This is a genomic window from Novosphingobium resinovorum (assembly GCF_036352595.1).
GTDB lineage: Bacteria > Pseudomonadota > Alphaproteobacteria > Sphingomonadales > Sphingomonadaceae > Novosphingobium > Novosphingobium resinovorum_B.
Map to the genome: position 1 here is coordinate 136319 of NZ_JAZFAX010000003.1, position 16991 is coordinate 153309.

Here is a 16991-nt window from a genome sequence, read left to right on the forward strand (position 1 = left end):
CTGAGCTTGTCGAAGCCCCCGCGCGGCAGGCCGACGGTCAGTGCGGTTCCGGAGCGCGCCCGGAACCAAGGCACTTTACTTCGGCGGCATCCGGATCGCGCCGTCGAGGCGGATGCACTGCCCGTTGAAGTACGTATTACGCACCAGTTCCAGCACGAAGGAGCCGAACTCCTCCGGATTGCCGAGGCGGCGCGGGAAGGGCACCGCCTTGCCGAGGTTCTCGTAGACCTCGGGCGCGTGCTCCTTCACCCGCAGCATCGGCGGCGTGGCGAACGTGCCCGGCATGATCGCATTGACGCGAATGCCGAGGTCCATGAGATCGCGCGCCATCGGCAGCACCATGGCGTTGACCGCGCCCTTGCCGCCGCCATAGGCGACCTGGCCGACCTGACCGTCCTGTGCGGCGGCGGAGGAGGTGAGGATGATGGTGCCGCGCTCGCCGTCCTCGTTCAGCGGCTCGGCGGTCGCCATGCCCAGCGCCGCGATCGAGGCGACGCGGTAGGAGGCGGTGAAGATGCCCTCGGCGGATTTGGCGATCTGCTCGGTCGGGGTGCGCTTGTAGGCGCCGGTCTTCTTGTCGAACGAGACGGTCTTGCCGCCGCCGGCGACGATCGCGCAGTGGACCACCACGCGCTCCTGCCCGTGCGCCGCACGGGCCTTTGCGAAGCCCGCCTCGACGCTTTCCTCGCTGGTGATGTCGACCTTGCAGAACACCCCGCCGACTTCGGCCGCGAGCGCTTCCCCCGCCTCCTCGCTGATGTCGAAGATGGCGACCTTCACGCCGGCCGAGGCCAGCGCCTGCACGCTGGCGCGGCCGAGACCGGAGGCGCCACCGGTCACCACTGCGGCCAGAGTGTCGTCGATCTTCATGTTCGTCTCCCCGAATCGTATTTCGGGGATCTGGCTAGCGCAGGGGCACCGGCGCTGTCGCGGCGCCGGTGCCGGCCTGCGGCAAGTATCGCCCCAGCGGGCTCGGAAGGGTCGATCAGAACAGGGCGATGATCCCGCGCGAAGGATCGACGAGACCCTCCCAGATCATCTTGCCCGCGACCCACAGGATCACCGCGAGACCGATGTAGGCGATCCAGCGATAGCGCTCGATCACGCGCGCCAGCACGTTGGCGGCGACGCCCATCAGCGCGACCGACAGGATCAGGCCGACCGCGAGGATGCCGGGATGATCGCGCGCGGCGCCCGCCACGGCGAGCACGTTGTCGATGCTCATGCTGACGTCGGCGACGGCGACGGCCCATGCGGCGCCTGCGAAGCTGCGCGGGGCGGCCTTGGCGAGCGCGCTGTCGGGTTCGTCGTCGGAAGGGTCTTCGCGCAGTTCGCGCCACATCTTCCATGCCACCCAGACGAGCAGCAGCCCGCCCGCGAAGACGAGGCCGACGATCTGCATCAGCTGGCTGACCATCAGCGCGAAGACCACGCGCAGGACCAGCGCGGCGAGCACGCCGATCATGATGACCTTGCGGCGCATCGCGGCGGGAAGCCCGGCGGCGAGGGCGCCGACGACGATCGCGTTGTCGGCGGCCAGCATGATGTCGATCAGCACCACCTGCCCGAAGGCGGACAGCGCGGCGGGGCTGGTTATGTTGGAGAAGTCGGCAACGATGTGCTGCCAGAGGTCAGTCATGGAGTGTCGTCCCTGTTGGTCCATGCGCCGCGGATGGCGGCGACGAGGAGGTCTGCGTAGCGCCAGCCGATAGCGGCGGCGGCGATGGTGGAAAGGCTGTCCTCATGCTCGCGGCCGGGTCGGCCCGCGCCGGTGAGGTTGGGTTTGATGTTGACGTCGAACAGCAGGTAGGCGCCGGTCACGTCCTGGCGGCAGTCGATCCGCATCGGGGTGCGGATGCCGATGATCTGCGCCGCGCGTTCGCAGGCGGCAATGACGGCGACGATGGCCGGGTCGGCGCATTCCTCTCCCGTCATCGCGGCGCTGTTGGTGCTGACTGGGACATCGCCGTTGTAGGGAGCGACGTCGTCGTGCTGGTCGAAGCGGCGGACGGGGGGGAGGGTGAAGGGGCCGGTTGCGCCGTTGCGGGCGGCTGAGGGCATGATGGTGATGGTGATTTCCTGACCCGGCAGGAACTGCTCGATCATGATCGCGGTGCCGAACTTGCCGCCTGCGACGATGGCGCGGGTGCTTGCGATCATCTCTTCGCGGCTGCGCGCGACGCTGACGCCCTGACTGCCGCGCCCTCGCAAAGGCTTGACCACCAGCGGGAGGTGCCCGGTGAAGGCGGCAAGTTGCGCCTCGATATCGGGCGCGGCGCCGTCGACCACCCAGGAACCGGCGACGGGCAGGCCCTCGGCGGCGAGGCGGGCGTTGGTGGCGGCCTTGTCGTCCACTTCCTGCATCGTGCGCGGGTCGGCGCTGACCACCCAAGCGCGGCGGCTGGCAGCTTCGATCGGGTGGCCGTCGAAGACAACGGTGTTGGCCCAGAGCAGCGTCGCGCCAGCGGCCAGCGCGGCGTCGATGCCTTCGGGCGTGTCGGGCCAGACCCAGTCGAACACGGATGTGGGATCGGGATCGGCTACTGGGGTCACCAGCGTGCAGCCGACCGAACGCAGCGCTACACCCATGTCGGCGCCGCTGTCGGAATAGCCGCCGGGCTTTGCGTCCTTGCGCTGGCCGTCGATCACCGGCGGCTCGATTGCCTGATAGAGAATGGCGATTTTCTCGGCGAAGGGATCAGGCATCTCGGCTTCTCATCAACTTGAAGGCGGCGGGCGCGCCGATGATGACCAACACCACGCGGACGAGGTGGTGGACGACCACGAAGCTGGCCTCCAGCGCGAGGCTGAGGGCCACCATGCTCATCTCCGCCACGCCGCCCGGCGAGTAGGCCAGCGTCAGCAGCGCCGGGTCCAGTCCGGTACCCCAGCCGATGCCGAATGCCCAGACGAAGGTTATGACCAGCAGGATCGCGGTCGATCCCGCCGCCAGCATCAGCGTGCGCAACAGCGTCGGCAGGTCCAGCCCGACGAAGCGGCAGCCGATCGTCGCGCCGAGGCCAACTTGTGCTGCGGCGATGGCCCATGCCGGAATGTGGAAGTCGCTGAGGCCCGTCAGGTGGACGGCGGCGCTGACGAACAGCGGCCCCATCAGGTGCCACGCGGGCAGTTTCAGCGCGCGGCCGATTACGCTGCCCACGATCATGCAGCCCAGTGCCCATGGCAGCAGGGTCCAGTCGGCCACACCCGAAACCTGGGGAGGAAGTGGGGCGTGGCCGGTCTCCGCCTCGAACAGGCGGATGAGGAAAGGCAGGATGAAGACGACGAGGAAGATCCGCGCGCCGTGGATCAGGCCGATCATGCGCTCATCGGCGCCGCGCTCGGAGCCGAGGACGACCATCTCGGCGATGCCACCGGGCATTCCGGCGAAGTAGGCGGTGGGCGGATCGAACTTTGCGATTTTGCGGAAATAGAAGACGCAGGCGATGGCGGCGCTCGTCAGGAACAGCGGTAGCAGTGCGATCGGGACGATCCACTGCGCGGCCTGCGCAGCGATGCCGGGGTGGAACGCGCTGCCGAGCACGACGCCGAGCACGGCGGACATGGGCCTGCGGGTGGCGGAGTTCGCCGCGATCGGCAGGCGCGCGATGCTGCCCGCGGCGCATGCGGTCATCGATCCCAGCACCCACGGCAGCGGGGCATGGATCGACCAGAACAGAACGCCGCCGCACGCGCCGACGGTGAGTGCGGCGAGGAAGCGCAGGATGACGCCCAGCGTCCCGGCGTCACCGATGATCCCCCGCACCGTCATTGCGAGCCCCGCAGGGGCGCGGCAATCCAGCGCGGCATGAGGCCACCCTGGATTGCTTCGCTATGCTCGCAATGACGAAGGGGAGAGATCACTTTGAAGTACATCCATCGTCACCCTGAACTTGTTTCAGGGTCCATCCCCCGGTTTGCGCCGAAGGGTCGTTTTGCCAGTGGAACCGGCGGTCTGCGGCCCGACGCTCCGGCCCACGCGGCCCGATGGACCCTGAAACGAGTTCAGGGTGACGGGGCGTGTGGGGAGAGGTCGGGCGCGCGAGGGGCATGATTAGCCAACGAACGGGAAGGCCAACACCGCCATGCCCACCACGGTCATGACGAGGCAGCACAGCGCCGCCGGGACCAGCGTGAACTTCTGGTGATCGGCCAGATCGACACCGGCAAGGCTCACCAGCAGGTAGGTCGAGGGCACCAGCGGGCTCAGCAGGTGGACCGGCTGGCCCATCAGCGAGGCGCGGGCGATCGCCATCGGCTCGACGCCGTAGTGGGCGCCGGCTTCGGCGAGGATCGGCAGCATGCCGAAGTAGAAGGCGTCGTTCGAGATGAAGAACGTGCCCGGCAGGCTGATGAGCGCGGTGATCGGCGCCATGTAGGGGCCGAGGACCGGCGGGATCAGGCCGACGACTTCCTTGCTCATCGCCTCGACCATGCCGGTGCCCGACAGGATGCCGGTGAAGATGCCCGCCGCGAAGATCAGCGAGACGACCGAAAGGACGTTGCCCGCATGCGCGCTGATGCGCTCCTTCTGCGACTTGGTGTCGGGGTAGTTGGCGATCATCGAGATGGCGAAGGCCAGCATCATCAGGATCGGCAGCGGCAGCACGCCCCAGACCAGCAGCACCAGCAGGGCGACGACGAGCGCGCCGTTGAACCAGATCATCTTCGGGCGGCGCGCTTCGGGCCACTGCGAGACGGCGAGGTCGCTGGCCTCCAGCGCGGCGAGGTTCTCCACCTTGCCGATGCGGCGGCGTTCCTTGCGGCCGAAGTAGATGGCCATCGCGATCAGGAACGCGAGGCCCGCGATCATGCCGGGGATCAGCGGCAGGAACAGCGCGGCGGGATCGAGCTTCAGGGCGCTGGCGGCGCGCGCCGTCGGCCCGCCCCACGGCGTCAGGTTCATCACGCCGCTCGTCACCATCAGCAGGCAGACGAGGTAGAGGCGGTTCATGTCGTAGCGCTTGTAGAGCGGCAGCATGGCGGCCATCGTGATGATGTAGGTGGTCGAGCCGTCGCCATCGAGGCTGACGAGGGCGCAGAGCACCACCGAGCCGATCAGGATCAGCATCGGGTCGCCATGGACCAGCCGGATCAGCTTGCCGACCAGCGGGTCGAACAGGCCGGTGTCGGTCATCGTGCTGAAGAACAGGATCGCGAACAGCAGCATGACGCCGGTGGGCGCGAGGTTCTTGACGCCGTCGATCATCATGTCGCCGAGGCCAGCATGGAAGCCGGCGACGAGGGCGAAGAGGGTGGGCACGACGCTCAGCGCGACCAGCGGGGTCATCCGCTTGGTCATGATGAGCGTCATGAAGGTGGCCACCATCAGGAAGCCGATAAGGGCGAGACTCATTGTTGGTCCCCGGTTCTGGTCATGGTTTGAAAGGGAAAGGCTTAGAAGGTGACGCCGACGCGCGCGGTGAGCGTCTCGCCGTCATCCTTGCCGGTGTAGATTCCGGCGGTGTTCTCGGTGTTCCAGTGGATCGCGTTGACCTGGAAGCGCACGAAGCTGTTGAGATACCAGTTCGCGCCCAGCGTCGCCGCCCAGCCTTGCGCGGGCGTGGCGATGTCCTTGAATTCCAGGTTCTCGTAGCGCGCGGTCAACTCGATCGCGCCCGGGCCGCCGTCGAAGACGGGGCGCAGCACCTTGGGCTGGCCGAAGCTGCCGAGGCGCGGGTTGTAGGGCGGCAGGTCGCCGGTGATGAAGAAGCCGCCCGAGACGCTCCACGCCTGCGTGACGAAGTCCGGGCGTCCGTTGTCGAGCCGCGCGTGGCGTTCGCCCGCCTCGGCCATGACCCATAGCGGGCCGGTGTAGCCGCCGAGTTCCGCGCCGTAGCCGGTGGTGCCGGTGCCGCCGATGATGTCGCCGGTCGACAGGCGCAGCGCGCCGTTGAAGCGGCCGCCGATGACGGTGCTCCGGCCCAGCGAGTTCTTGCCCGGCTGGAGGTGCTCGTCGAAGCCCCAGATGCCGAGGTGGAGCACCTGACGCGGGCTCTTGATCGGGTTCCAGTGGGCGCGGGCGATCACGGTGCGGTTATCCGAGGTGGACTGGTCGCCGTCGATGCGGTCGCCGGTGACGGTGAGCGAGGCGTGGCCGGTCTTCCAGAACAGGCGCGGCATGATGCCAAGGCCATAGAAGGCGCGCTGCGGGATGATCGCGGTGGCGACCACGGTGCGTTCGGCGAACGGGGTCGAGTCCGAACCGGTCGAGCCTTCGAAGCTGCGATCGTTGAACAAGTGGCCGACGCGCACGTCATAGTCGAGGCCGGGCGCGATCTTGTTCTTCCAGCCGATGAAGGCGGTGACGACATCGACCGCGTTCTCGGAGAAATCGCTTTCGAACTGGTAGAACAAGTGGCTGCCGACGGTGCCTTCGAGGCCCATGCGCAGCGCGCGCATGCCGGTGGTCGTCAGGTTGCGGCCGTCGTACTTCGAGCCACGGGTGGTGCTGACATCGGTGATGATGCGGCCGCGCGGCTTGAAGCTGAAGGTGCCGTCGCCCGAGTGGAATACCGGCAGGCCCTGGCCCCATTCGGTCGTCACGTCCGTCGCGGCGACGGCGGTGGCGCGCACGCGCTCGATGTCGCGCTCGGCGGGGCCGGGGGGAAGCAGCTGCGCCGCATAGGGCTGGGTCGAGAGCACGGTCGGCGCGACCTGCTCGGGTTCGGCGGCGGCGACTACGGGAGCGTTTTGCTGCGGCGCTGCTGCAGCGGTGCGGGTGGCTTCCAGCGCATCGACGCGCCGGCGCAGCGAGGCGATCTCGGCGGCCTGCGCGCGCACCAGATCGGCGAGTTCGTCGCGCGTCGGCGCCTGTGCCAGCGCGGGGTTGGCAACTGCCAGCGCAAGGAATGCCGCGCCGGTCATCAGAGTACGGGTCATGGTTTTTGTTCTCTCCCTGTGACCAAGGCAGCGTTCCATTCACGCAGGAATCGCTGCCGGGTCAGGTGATCCAGATTGACGAGAAGTTGGGGGCCGACGCGCACGACGCGCGTCTGCTGGGCGGGTAGGCGGCGGGCGGGTACGTCGGTGCGCACCGGCCACAGACTGTGCCGGGCAAGCTGGGCCTGCCCGGCGCGCGAAAGAAGGAAATCGAGGAACAGCCGCGCCGCCGCCGGATGGCGCGCATCACGCCCGATGAAGGCGATGCGCGAGGTGACGAGCGTGTAGTCCTTGGGAAACACCACGCCGATCTGCGGATTGCGCCGCGCCTGCTCCAGCGCGTAGGAACCGATGACGTTGTAGGCGATCGCCAGCTTGCCCGAGGCTACGCCCGCCAGCATCGGCTGGGTGCTGGTCTCCAGTACCGGGCGCGTCGCGCCGATCGCCTCGACCAGCGAGCGGGTGTCGCGCGTGGCCAGGAAGTCCTGAGAGAGATAGAGATAACCGGTGTTGGAGCGCGCGGCGTCGAAGGTCGCCACCTTGCCGGTGAACTCCACGCGGCGGCGGCGCAGGAGCTGCTCCAGTTCCTGGTGCGTGCGCGGGGCGAGGGCGTCGCGCACCATTTTGCGATTGTAGACGAAGCCGATCGGCTCGGCGGTGACGCCGTAGCCCATGTTCTTCCACACCGCCGTCTCGGGCAGGGCGGGCTTCTCGGGGCTGGCGTACTGCTGCGCGTAACCGTCGTTGATGAGCTTGATCTGCTGGTCCATCGCCGAGGACCACACGATGTCCGCCGAATACTGCCGGCTGCGCGTCTCGCGGGTGTAGCGCTGGTACATCTCGGTCGAGCCGAGGTCGGCGTAATAGACCGCCACGCCGGGGAACAGCCGTTTGAACTGTGCCACCACCGGCACCATCTCGGCGCGGTCGGCATTGGCGTAGATGCGCACCTTGCCCTCGGCCCGGGCGTCCGCGATCAGCGTGTCGTAGCTGCGCGGATACCCTGCCGGCCGCTGCGGCACGCCGGACCCCTGCGCGACCGCGGGTCCGGCCAGAAGGACCGTCATTGCCAGTAGGGGGTTGATGAAACGCATTTTCGACTCCTCTCGCTTTCCGCCTCTATGTTCGGATAAGCAGCGCTCGATGATCTACGTTTTCAACCTGTCACTGACCTTTCATGAGTTTTGCCGATGAGAATCCCGTCATGCGCATCCTGATCGTCGAGGACGACGCCGCCCTCGCGCGCGGGATCGGCTCGCTGCTGCGCGCGGCGGGGCACGCGGTCGATCACGTCGCGGGCGGGGAGGAGGCGCTGTCGGTTTCGGCCACGGAACCGTACTCGCTGGTGATCCTCGACGTCGGCCTGCCCGACATCGACGGCTTCCAGGTGCTCGCCCGCCTGCGCGCGCGCGGCGACCAGGCGCAGGTCTTGATGCTGACCGCCCGTGACGGGCTCGACGACCGGGTGCGCGGGCTCGACCTCGGCGCCGACGACTATTTGCGCAAGCCCTTCGAGGTGGAGGAACTGGAGGCCCGCGTGCGCGCGCTCAGCCGCCGCCGGGGGGGCGATGCCGCGCCCGAGATCGCGATCGGGACGATGACGGTGAACCGCTCCACGGGGCGCGTCGAGGTGGCCGGCCGCCTCGTCGAACTGCGCCGCCGCGAATGGGCGGTGCTGGAGGCGCTGGCGGCGCGCGCCGGCCAGATCGTCACGCGCGAGACGCTGCAGGCCGAAGTCTTCGGTTTCGACGATCCGGTCGGCTCCAATGCGCTGGAGGTCAACGTCACCCGCCTGCGCAGCAAGCTCGCGCCCGATGGCCCGGCGATCCGCACCGTGCGCGGGGTCGGCTACATGCTGGACCGGGCATGACGTTTGCACGCGGGGGCTTCGACAAGCTCAGCCTGAGCGGGAGTGGAAAGGCTACACCAACCCCGCGCACCCTGAGCTTGTCGGAGGGCCTGGCGCGGCCTCTCGAAGCAACTCCATGAAGCGCGCCGTCTCGCTGCGTCATCGCCTGCTGGTGGCGGTGGTCGGGCCGCTGGCGGTGCTGGCGCTGGTGCTCGGCCTGCTGGGCTGGGCGCTGATCTCCGACGTCGTGCGCCGCACCAACGACCGCGTGCTCGGCGGCGCGCTGGGGGCCATCGCCGAGACCGTGCAGGTAGAGCGCGGCGAAGTCACCCTCGACCTGCCGCCCGCCGCCTTCGGGATGCTGGAGAACGGTGAGCGCGACAACGTCTACTACCGCATCGCCGTGGGGCAGACCCTGCTCACCGGCTATGCCGACCTGCCCGCGCCCGACATCGCCGCGCTCTCGACCGAGGAGCCGCGCTTTCGCTTCGCCGACTTTCGCGGCCAGCGCATCCGCATCGCCGAGATCCGCCGCAACCTGCCGCGCATCGCCGCGCCGGTGGTGGTGCAGGTGGCCGAGACGTTGCAGAACCGCCGCACCCTGCGCGACCGGCTGATGCTGGCGCTGCTGATCGGCGAATGCGTGCTGGTGGGCATCGTGATGCTGCTGATCCGCCCGGCGCTGGGGTGGAGCCTGCGCCCGCTGTCGGACCTGCGCCGCGTGATCGAGGCGCGCGACACCCGCGCCGCGCCCGACCTCTCGCCCCTGCACACCGGCCCGCTGCCCAGCGAGCTGCGTCCGCTGTCGCGCTCGTTCGACCGGCTGCTGGCGCGGCTGGACGATGCCACCACCGGCATGCGCCGTTTCACCGCCGACGCCTCGCACCAGATGCGCACGCCGCTCTCGGTGCTCAAGGTGCAGCTCGCGCTGGCGCGGCGCGGCTCCGGAGAGGCGCTGCACGAGATCGAGGAGGCGACCGATCGCCTCGAACGCCTGCTGACCCAGCTCCTCACGCTCGCCCGCGCCGACGAGGCGGGCGTGCTGCCGCCCGACCACGAGATCGACCTCAGGGAACTGAGCCGCCACGTCATCTCGCGCCGCATCCGGCAGGCGATCGAGGCCGACGTCGACCTCCGGCTGGAATGTCCCGATGAGGCAGGCGGGCAGGAACCTTACCGGATCAAGGGCCACCGCACGCTGGTGTTCGAGATGCTGTCGAACCTCGTCGACAACGCGATCCGCTACAACCGCCCCGGCGGCGTAGCGCAGATCGAGCTGGAAGCGGCGGACGGCGCGATCCGCCTCACCGTCGCCGATACCGGCCCCGGCATCCCGGCCGACCAGCGCGACCTCGCGATGTCACGCTTCGCCCGCCTGCAGGGCGAACAGGGCCCGCCCGGCAGCGGCCTCGGCCTCGCGATCGTCCGCTCGACGGTGGAGCGCATGGGCGCGCAGCTGGAACTCGGCGACGGGGAGCCGGGCTTGCGGGTGACGGTGACGTTCGCGGCGGGGTGAGCGCGGGCGACGCTTAACCTGGCTTGCGGCAATTGCGCGCCCGGCAGATGGAGGGGAAGACGCGAGTTCGCCGCTCAGCGAAGACAATTGCCGCTGTTCCGGTTACGCCCCTTCCTCCCCCTTGGGGGAGGGGGACCATGCGAAGCATGGTGGAGGGGCACGCGGTGGATCGCCAGACCTCGATCGGCGGGCATTGGGAAGCGTATCAACGCGATGGCATGCAAACCGAGGGTGCCCCTCCACCACCCTGCGGGTGGTCCCCCTCCCCGTGCCGGGGAGGAACTGACGACAGCTTCCCACCCGTTTTCGCCATTACGGCCGACGAGCACTGCGCTCTATAGCCGTCCGTCCGGTGCTCGCCGCTCGGGAGGAAATGCAGCCTGACCGGACACGCACATTGCGGTCGTTCATTCTTGGGCTTAAGCTTTCCCCATGCGCGGGATAGCTGCTTTTCTACCTGTCATTCTGTTCCCAACCTTTGCGGCGGCAGCTGAATGTCCACTCGCCTTCAGCCCCAATGACGTCAAATTGGTACGGCCAACGATGCCATCGTTGCCGGATCGAGACCGTGATCCTTTTCCCGAAGCTGACGTTCTTGTAACTTGCAGGATTGCAGGAGGCGGCCATCTGAACGGCTGCTCGTCAAATCTTGCGGACGACAGGGGCGCTGCGCTCGTCGACTATGTAACCCGATGGAGAGTCGTGTCTTCTGTTAGTCGCGGTTGCCCTCTTCGCGGGCGGAAATTCTCTGCAAAGTTCGAGCTTCGCAACGGCAACTAACCACCCAAATCCGCCGTCACCCTGAACTTGTTTCAGGGTCCATCAAGTCGGTAGCTCAGGTTCCCGATCAGCAAACCGAGATGGCGGTTTGCGATACGACGTGCCGGCACCAACTGCCCGATGGATCCTGAAACAAGTTCAGGATGACGAAGCCCCTCGGGACAGTTCCGCCTCCCCCACCCACGAGCGGACATTGGCCGAACTGCTCGGAACAAAGAAGAATTTTTCACGCAGAGGCGTCGCTCCGAGCCGCAGGGTCATTTCATTATCCACCTACAAGTAAACCGCAGCCTCGAAGCGATACGCAGCCTCGCCGCAAGCGCTTATCCTCCGAGTCTCCGCGCCTCTGCGTGAACCATTCTTTCTGCTTTTCTTCACTTCCGGGCAATGACGGCTTCCTTCGCCATCACCCTCGCAGCACCTTCGCTGGCACGCCTGCGACCGTGACGCCCGCCGCGACGTCGCGGATCACCACCGCGCCCGCACCGACCACCGCCTCGCGGCCGATCCGCAGGCCCGGGATCACCGCCGCGCCGAGGCCGACGAAGGCGCCCGCTTCCACGCTCACGCAGCCTGCCAGGCGCACGCCGGGGCAGATGTTGGCGAAGGCATCGACCGTGCAGTCATGGTCCACGACGCTCGCGTGATTGACGATCGCGCCCGCCCCGATCGCGGCGCGCGGGCCGATGATGGCGCCCGCGAGGACCACCGCGCCCGCCGCCACCCGCGCACTGGGCGAGACGATCGCGCAAGGATGCACGACCGCCGCGAAAGGCGCGCCCTTCGCCTCCAGCCGTGCGGTCAGGTCGCGGCGCAGGGCATTGTCTCCGCAGGCGACCACGAACCGTCGCCCGGAAATCGCGCATGCCTCCAGCGGCCCGAGCGGCGGGCAGTCGAGCAGTTCGGCCGGGGCTTCGTCCTTCATCGTCACGAACCCGGCCACGCGCATGCCGGACAGCACGGCGGCTTCGTAGACCACGGCGGCATGCTGGCCGCTCGCCCCCGCAACTATTACGAGTTCGGGGACGAGTTCGAGATCAGGCACCTTGCGGCACATACCCCGCCAGCCTCAGCGCGCCGTCGAGCGAATCGCCCATGGCCTCGCTCAGCCGTTCGACCGTGCGGTTGCGCAGCCACGGCTTCATGCGCGGGGCAAGGCCGCCGACGAGGGTGCAGCGGGTGGCGCCGCGCTCGAAGATGGTCTCGATGAAGCGCTCGATGTGCCCGGCGGCGTTCTCCACGATCGAGCGGGCGATGGCGTCGTCGGCCTCGGCATAGTCCATCACCAGCGGTGCGAACGTGCCGTAGTCGCGCGGGCTTGCGTGGTCCATCCAGGCGATGGCCTGTGCGGTGTCGTGCTCGAAGCGTTCGGTGACGGCGGCGCTCAGCGGGGTCTTCCGGGTGCGGCCGTCGAGCGCGCGCAGGGCGTGGCGCATCGCGGAGAGGCCGAGCGCGGCGCCGCTGCCCTCGTCGGAGATCGGGAAGCCGTAGCCGCCGATGGTGAACTCGCGGCCCTCCACGCGCAGCTGCGCGGCGCTGCCGGTGCCGATGATGAGGATGGCGCCGTCCTGCCCGCCGTGGGCGCCGAGGTTGGCGATCTGCGCGTCGGTGGCGTAGGCGGCGGAGGCGAAGCCGAAGTCCAGTTCCGCCAGCGCCTCGCGCACGCCGGGGCGGGTGATGCCGGCGATGCCCATGCCGGCGTGGATGGTCGCGCGCTGCGCCGCGGTGAGGCCCGCCTGCGCCGCCGCCTGATCGGCGGTGTCCTTCAGCGTTTCATAGAGCGCTTCCATGCCGATGCGCGCGTTGGCGGTGCCCGAGCGGCCCTCGCCGATCACGTCGCCCGCAGCATTGATGAGCCGCGCCCGGCAATTGCTGCCGCCTGCGTCGATGCCGAGGTAGTAGGTCATGCGGGGGTTCCTTGCGTCCAGTCACGGCCCTTGGGGGTATGGCCGATGCCGGGGTTGAGTTGGTTGCGCGGGTCGATGCTGCGGTAGAAATCCGCCAGCTCCGGCTTCGCGACGTAGAGGTGGCCGACGTTGTGCTCGGCCGGATACTGCGCCCCGCGCGCGTCGAGCAGCGCCCACAGCGCATGCTCGAAGGCGAGCGGATCGGTGCCCTTCCGCACGATGTAGTCCTGATGGAACACCTGGCAGAAGAAGTGCCCGTAGTAGAGCGTGTGAACGCAGCGCGCGGACAAGTCCTGCGGCAGTTCTTCGCGCCATTGCCGGGTATTGCGCGGTAGCGCGACGTCGAGCGCGACGATGTCCTCCACCTGATCGCGGTGGACGGCGCGGTAGCGTACCGCCGCGCCCGCCGCGACGAAGCGGTGGAGGAAGGCCTTGGCGGCCTCCTTAGCGCTGCATTCGAAGTGGGCGTCGGGGAACAGGCGGGCGAGGAGCGCGCGGGTGTCGGCGGCCTGATCGCGCGAGACCTTGAGGATCAGGTGGTGCTCGAAGCGCCTGCGGTATTCGCGCATGCGCGGGGGCAGGTGGTCGGGCAGCAGGCGTCCGGCCCGCTGCATCAGCCGGTCGCTGACGCCTTCACCGAACACGCCGTCAAAGCGCGCCTTGGCGGCGAAGAGGGCGGGGAGGCGGTCAGTGCCCAGCTTCTCGATGGCGACGAACATGTCGCGGCCGTAGCGGTCGGCGACGTCGAAGGCGTCGGCGTGCATGTATTCGCCCGCGATCGGCGGCGCGGCAAAATCGCGCAGCATCGTGCGGCGCAGCTGCGTCAGCGGTTCGGGCGTGGCGGCGCCGAGGTAGAAGGTGGCGGTCTCCTCCTCGCGCGCGAAGGTGTCGAGGCGCACCGCGAAGACGATCAGCTTGCCCGCGCTTCCGGCGGCTTCGAACAGGCAGCGCGGGTCGGCGTTGAACCGGGCGGGGGTGGCGCTGTCGATGTCGCGGACGTGCGCGGCATAGTCGTGATCGTGGGCGCGGCGGTCCTCGGCGGCATCGATGTCGGCGTCGCTGTAGTCGCCGGTGTCGAGACGGTGGAGCACTTCCTCCGCCGTCTCGCCCAGCACAATGCCGAGGTGGTTGACGAGGCGCAGCGTGCCGTCCGGCTGGACCTGCGCATAGAGCGCCAGTTCGGTGAAGGCCGGGCCGCGCCGGACCAGCGAGCCGCCCGAATTGTTGCAGACCCCGCCGATGACGGAGGCCCCGAGGCAGGAGGAGCCGATCACCGAATGCGGCTCCCGGCCGTAGGGCCGCAGCGCCTGTTCCAGCCCGTTGAGTGTGGCGCCGGGCATCGCCAGCACTTGCGCGCCGCCGCGAATGACCTTCAGGCTGTCCAGCCGCGTGGTGCTGATGATGACGAGGCCGCCGGGATAGTCCGCGCCATCGGGCGTCGAGCCGCCCGTCAGGCCGGTGTTCGAGGCCTGCACGATGATCGAGACGTCCGCCGCGACGCAGAGCTTCGCGATCTCCCAGAATTCGCGCAAGCTGCCGGGCCGCACCACCGCCAGCGCCGGGCCGTCGCCGGTGCGGAAGCCCTTGCGATAGCGCGCCGTGGCCCGCGCCGAGGTCAGCACATGGCGCCGCCCGGCGGCATCGCGCAGCGCGGCGAGGAAGGCGGCGGTGCTCATCGGCTGGCCGCCCCGAGTACGTCACCCCCGTTCGTCATTGCGAGCGCAGCGAAGCAATCCAGGGCGGTTTGTGCGGCCCTGGATTGCTTCGCTGTGCTCGCAATGACGAAGGAAGCGCTCGCAATGACGAGGGAGCGGTGTTGCAGGAGAAGTTCGCGGATGCGCTTCACTGCGTCTGCACCTCGTCGTCGGTCATCAGGTCGTCGCCGTCCAGCCAGCGCAGGATTTCGCGCGCGGCGGGGTGGTCGATGGCGCGGTAGCGGGCCCGCAGCCGCTCGGCCCGGGCGCCGAGGCGCTCCTGTCCGACGTCCTGCAGCGCGGCGATGTCCTGCTGCAGCATCGCCGCGAATTCCTCGCCCAGCAACGCCCGCGATGCCGCAGCGAAGGCGGCGCCATAGGCGTAGCGCTCGCGCTGGTCGTAGAGCATCGGCAGAGTCAGCGCGGGGATGCAGCCGAGGTGTGCCTGGATCGCGGGGTTGATCGCGTGGCCGGTGATATGCTGCGCAGCATCGGCGCTGCGGCCGGTGAAGGCGCGCAAGTGCAGGAAGCGCGACATGCGGGCGCCGTCGTTCACCGGCCAGTTGTCCCACAGGCACACCGGACGGCCGAGTTCGCCCGCCACGCGCTCCAGATGGGCGGGCTCGATTGCCTTCGCGCAGACTTCCTCGCCGGTCCAGTAGACCTGCACCGCCGGGTCGAGCCGCCGCCCGATCTCGCCCAGATAGTCCTGCGGCCGCTGTTCGAAGACGAGGTCCAGCACCGGGTCGTCCGAATAGTACGTCGGGCAGGTATAGACCCGCGAGGCATGGGTGAGGTCGGCGCAGAAGTTGACGACATCGGCCTGCCGCGCGGCAAGTTCGGGCATGTCGCCGCGCAAGTCGTCGAACAGCACGCAAAGGTCGTCGATGCCGATCGCGTCGAGGTCGGCGACGCGGCGCTTCAGGTCGGCGCGGGCCTCGTCGTCGAACGGGTGGGTCGAGCCTACGGGGGTGATTGCGATGCCGAAGCGCATGCCTGCGCCGCGCACTTCGGCGCCCAGCCGGGCCAGCGCCTCGCTATGCGCGGGAGTGTGGGCCACGCGCCATTCGCGCCGCAGCGGACGGTCCGCCTTGGGGCCATAGTGGTAGAAGCCGTAGCCCGCATCGGCCAGCGTGCGCACTACGTACCCGCGCTCGGCTTCGTCCCAGATGCGGCCGAAGCGGCCTTCGATCAGACCCAGTTCCGGGATCATTCGCGGCTGTCCTCGCGCGCGCCGCCGATCCAGGTGGCGGTGACGTGGCGCGTCTCGCTCAGGTGGACGAGGTCGGCGCGCAGGCCGGGCGCGATCCCGCCGGTCTCGTGGTCGAGGCGCAGGAAGCGCGCGGGGTTGCCGCTCGCCAGCCGCGAGGCGGTCACGATGTCGCAGCCCAGCATGTCCATCGCGTTGCGCAAGGCCTGCGCCATCGTCAGCGCCGATCCGGCCAGCGTGCCGTCGGGGCCCCGGCAAGTGCCGTCGACGACGGCGATGTCCTGGCCCATCAGCGAGAAGCGGTTGCTGCGCCCGCCCACCGGCGGCATCGCGTCGGTGACCAGCATCGCGCCCTCTATGCCGCGCGCGGCCAGCGCCACCCGCAGCGAGGCGGGATGGACGTGGAGCCCGTCGACGATGAGCCCGAAGTGGCTGGCGCGGTCCTCCAGCGCGGCGCCGACCATGCCGGGATCGCGGCTGAGGAACTGCGTCATCGCGTTGAACAGGTGCGTGAAGCCGACCAGCCCCTCGGCCAGCGCGGCGCGGGTCTGGTCGTAGTCGGCCAGGCTGTGCCCGGCGCAGACCAGCACGCCCGCCTCCGCCAGCGCGCGCACTGCGCCCTCGGGCGCCAGTTCGGGGGCAAGGGTGACGATGCGGCGGCCCTTGGAGGGCGCGGCCAGCCGCGCGACGACGGTGTCGTCCACGGTGCTGAAACGCTGCGCGTCGTGGATGCCCTTCTTCACCGGGTTGAGGTGCGGTCCTTCGATGTGGACGCCCAGCACGCCGGGTACGCCCGCCGCCAGCGCTTCCTCACCTGCCGCGATCGCGGCCTCGACCACCGGCGCATAGTCACTGATGAGAGTGGGCAGCAGGCCGGTGGTGCCGTAACGGCGGTGCGCCTGCGCGATGGCGCGGATGCCCTCGACATTGGGCATGTCGTTGAACAGCACGTCGCCGCCGCCGTTGACCTGCGTGTCGATGAAGCCCGGCAGCAGCCAGCCGCCGCGCAGATCATGGGCCGTGAAATCGGCCGGCACGGTGTCGGCAAGGCCGAGGATGCGCGTACCGTCGAGCAGCAGCGCCTGCCCCTCCACCACGCGATCGGCCAGCACGATGCGGGCGCCGACGAGAGCAGTGCCGTTCATAGGGCCGG

Annotated in this window: 14 protein-coding genes; 2 read left to right on the plus strand and 12 right to left on the minus strand. The window is 69.0% G+C overall.

Annotated elements, in window-relative coordinates; translation table 11 throughout:
* Positions 1–75: 75 nt before the first annotated feature.
* From V2S85_RS04890 to V2S85_RS04920, 7 genes are all read right to left on the minus strand, one after another.
* Positions 76–870 (minus strand): SDR family oxidoreductase, encoded by a 795-nt coding sequence (locus V2S85_RS04890; RefSeq protein ID WP_330701747.1) that lies wholly within the window; start codon positions 868–870, stop codon positions 76–78.
* Between the two features lie 115 nt (positions 871–985).
* Complete coding sequence (locus V2S85_RS04895; protein WP_330701748.1) at positions 986–1639, minus strand: YjbE family putative metal transport protein; 654 nt, start codon at positions 1637–1639, stop codon at positions 986–988.
* On the minus strand, positions 1636–2706 hold the full coding sequence (locus V2S85_RS04900) for a biotin carboxylase (RefSeq protein ID WP_330701749.1): 1071 nt from the start codon (positions 2704–2706) through the stop codon (positions 1636–1638). Before V2S85_RS04900 ends, V2S85_RS04895 begins: the two co-directional genes overlap by 4 nt.
* Positions 2699–3772, minus strand: coding sequence for an AbrB family transcriptional regulator (locus tag V2S85_RS04905; protein WP_330701750.1), 1074 nt, complete (start codon positions 3770–3772; stop codon positions 2699–2701). The genes V2S85_RS04900 and V2S85_RS04905 overlap by 8 nt, the downstream gene beginning before the upstream one ends.
* A 282-nt stretch (positions 3773–4054) precedes the next feature.
* The gene (locus tag V2S85_RS04910) at positions 4055–5356 is read right to left on the minus strand and encodes a CitMHS family transporter (protein ID WP_330701751.1); all 1302 of its coding nucleotides are present in this window, start codon (positions 5354–5356) and stop codon (positions 4055–4057) included.
* Positions 5357–5397: 41 nt separating this feature from the next.
* A complete protein-coding gene (locus V2S85_RS04915) occupies positions 5398–6882 on the minus strand; it encodes an OprO/OprP family phosphate-selective porin (protein ID WP_330701752.1) in 1485 nt (494 codons plus the stop codon).
* Entirely contained in the window at positions 6879–7976 is a 1098-nt protein-coding gene (locus V2S85_RS04920; protein ID WP_330701753.1) for an ABC transporter substrate-binding protein, read from the minus strand. Before V2S85_RS04920 ends, V2S85_RS04915 begins: the two co-directional genes overlap by 4 nt.
* A 110-nt stretch (positions 7977–8086) precedes the next feature.
* Between V2S85_RS04920 and V2S85_RS04925 the strand changes: the two genes are divergently transcribed.
* Positions 8087–8752, plus strand: a complete 666-nt coding sequence (locus V2S85_RS04925) for a response regulator transcription factor (protein ID WP_330701855.1) — start codon at positions 8087–8089, stop codon at positions 8750–8752.
* A gap of 115 nt (positions 8753–8867) precedes the next feature.
* The gene (locus V2S85_RS04930; RefSeq protein WP_330701754.1) at positions 8868–10247 is read left to right on the plus strand and encodes a sensor histidine kinase; all 1380 of its coding nucleotides are present in this window, start codon (positions 8868–8870) and stop codon (positions 10245–10247) included.
* Between the two features lie 1186 nt (positions 10248–11433).
* Here the strand turns inward: V2S85_RS04930 and V2S85_RS04935 are convergent.
* The 5 genes from V2S85_RS04935 to nagA all read right to left on the minus strand — a co-directional run bounded on the left by V2S85_RS04935 (position 11434) and on the right by nagA (position 16983).
* Complete coding sequence (locus V2S85_RS04935; protein WP_330701755.1) at positions 11434–12072, minus strand: NeuD/PglB/VioB family sugar acetyltransferase; 639 nt, start codon at positions 12070–12072, stop codon at positions 11434–11436.
* Entirely contained in the window at positions 12065–12934 is an 870-nt protein-coding gene (locus tag V2S85_RS04940; RefSeq protein ID WP_330701756.1) for a BadF/BadG/BcrA/BcrD ATPase family protein, read from the minus strand. Before V2S85_RS04940 ends, V2S85_RS04935 begins: the two co-directional genes overlap by 8 nt.
* Positions 12931–14610, minus strand: a complete 1680-nt coding sequence (gene dld, locus V2S85_RS04945) for a D-lactate dehydrogenase (protein ID WP_330701757.1) — start codon at positions 14608–14610, stop codon at positions 12931–12933. The genes V2S85_RS04940 and dld overlap by 4 nt, the downstream gene beginning before the upstream one ends.
* Before the next feature lie 166 nt (positions 14611–14776).
* Positions 14777–15841, minus strand: a complete 1065-nt coding sequence (locus tag V2S85_RS04950) for a beta-N-acetylglucosaminidase domain-containing protein (RefSeq protein WP_330701758.1) — start codon at positions 15839–15841, stop codon at positions 14777–14779.
* On the minus strand, positions 15838–16983 hold the full coding sequence (gene nagA / locus V2S85_RS04955) for an N-acetylglucosamine-6-phosphate deacetylase (RefSeq protein ID WP_330701759.1): 1146 nt from the start codon (positions 16981–16983) through the stop codon (positions 15838–15840). The genes V2S85_RS04950 and nagA overlap by 4 nt, the downstream gene beginning before the upstream one ends.
* Positions 16984–16991 lie beyond the last annotated feature (8 nt).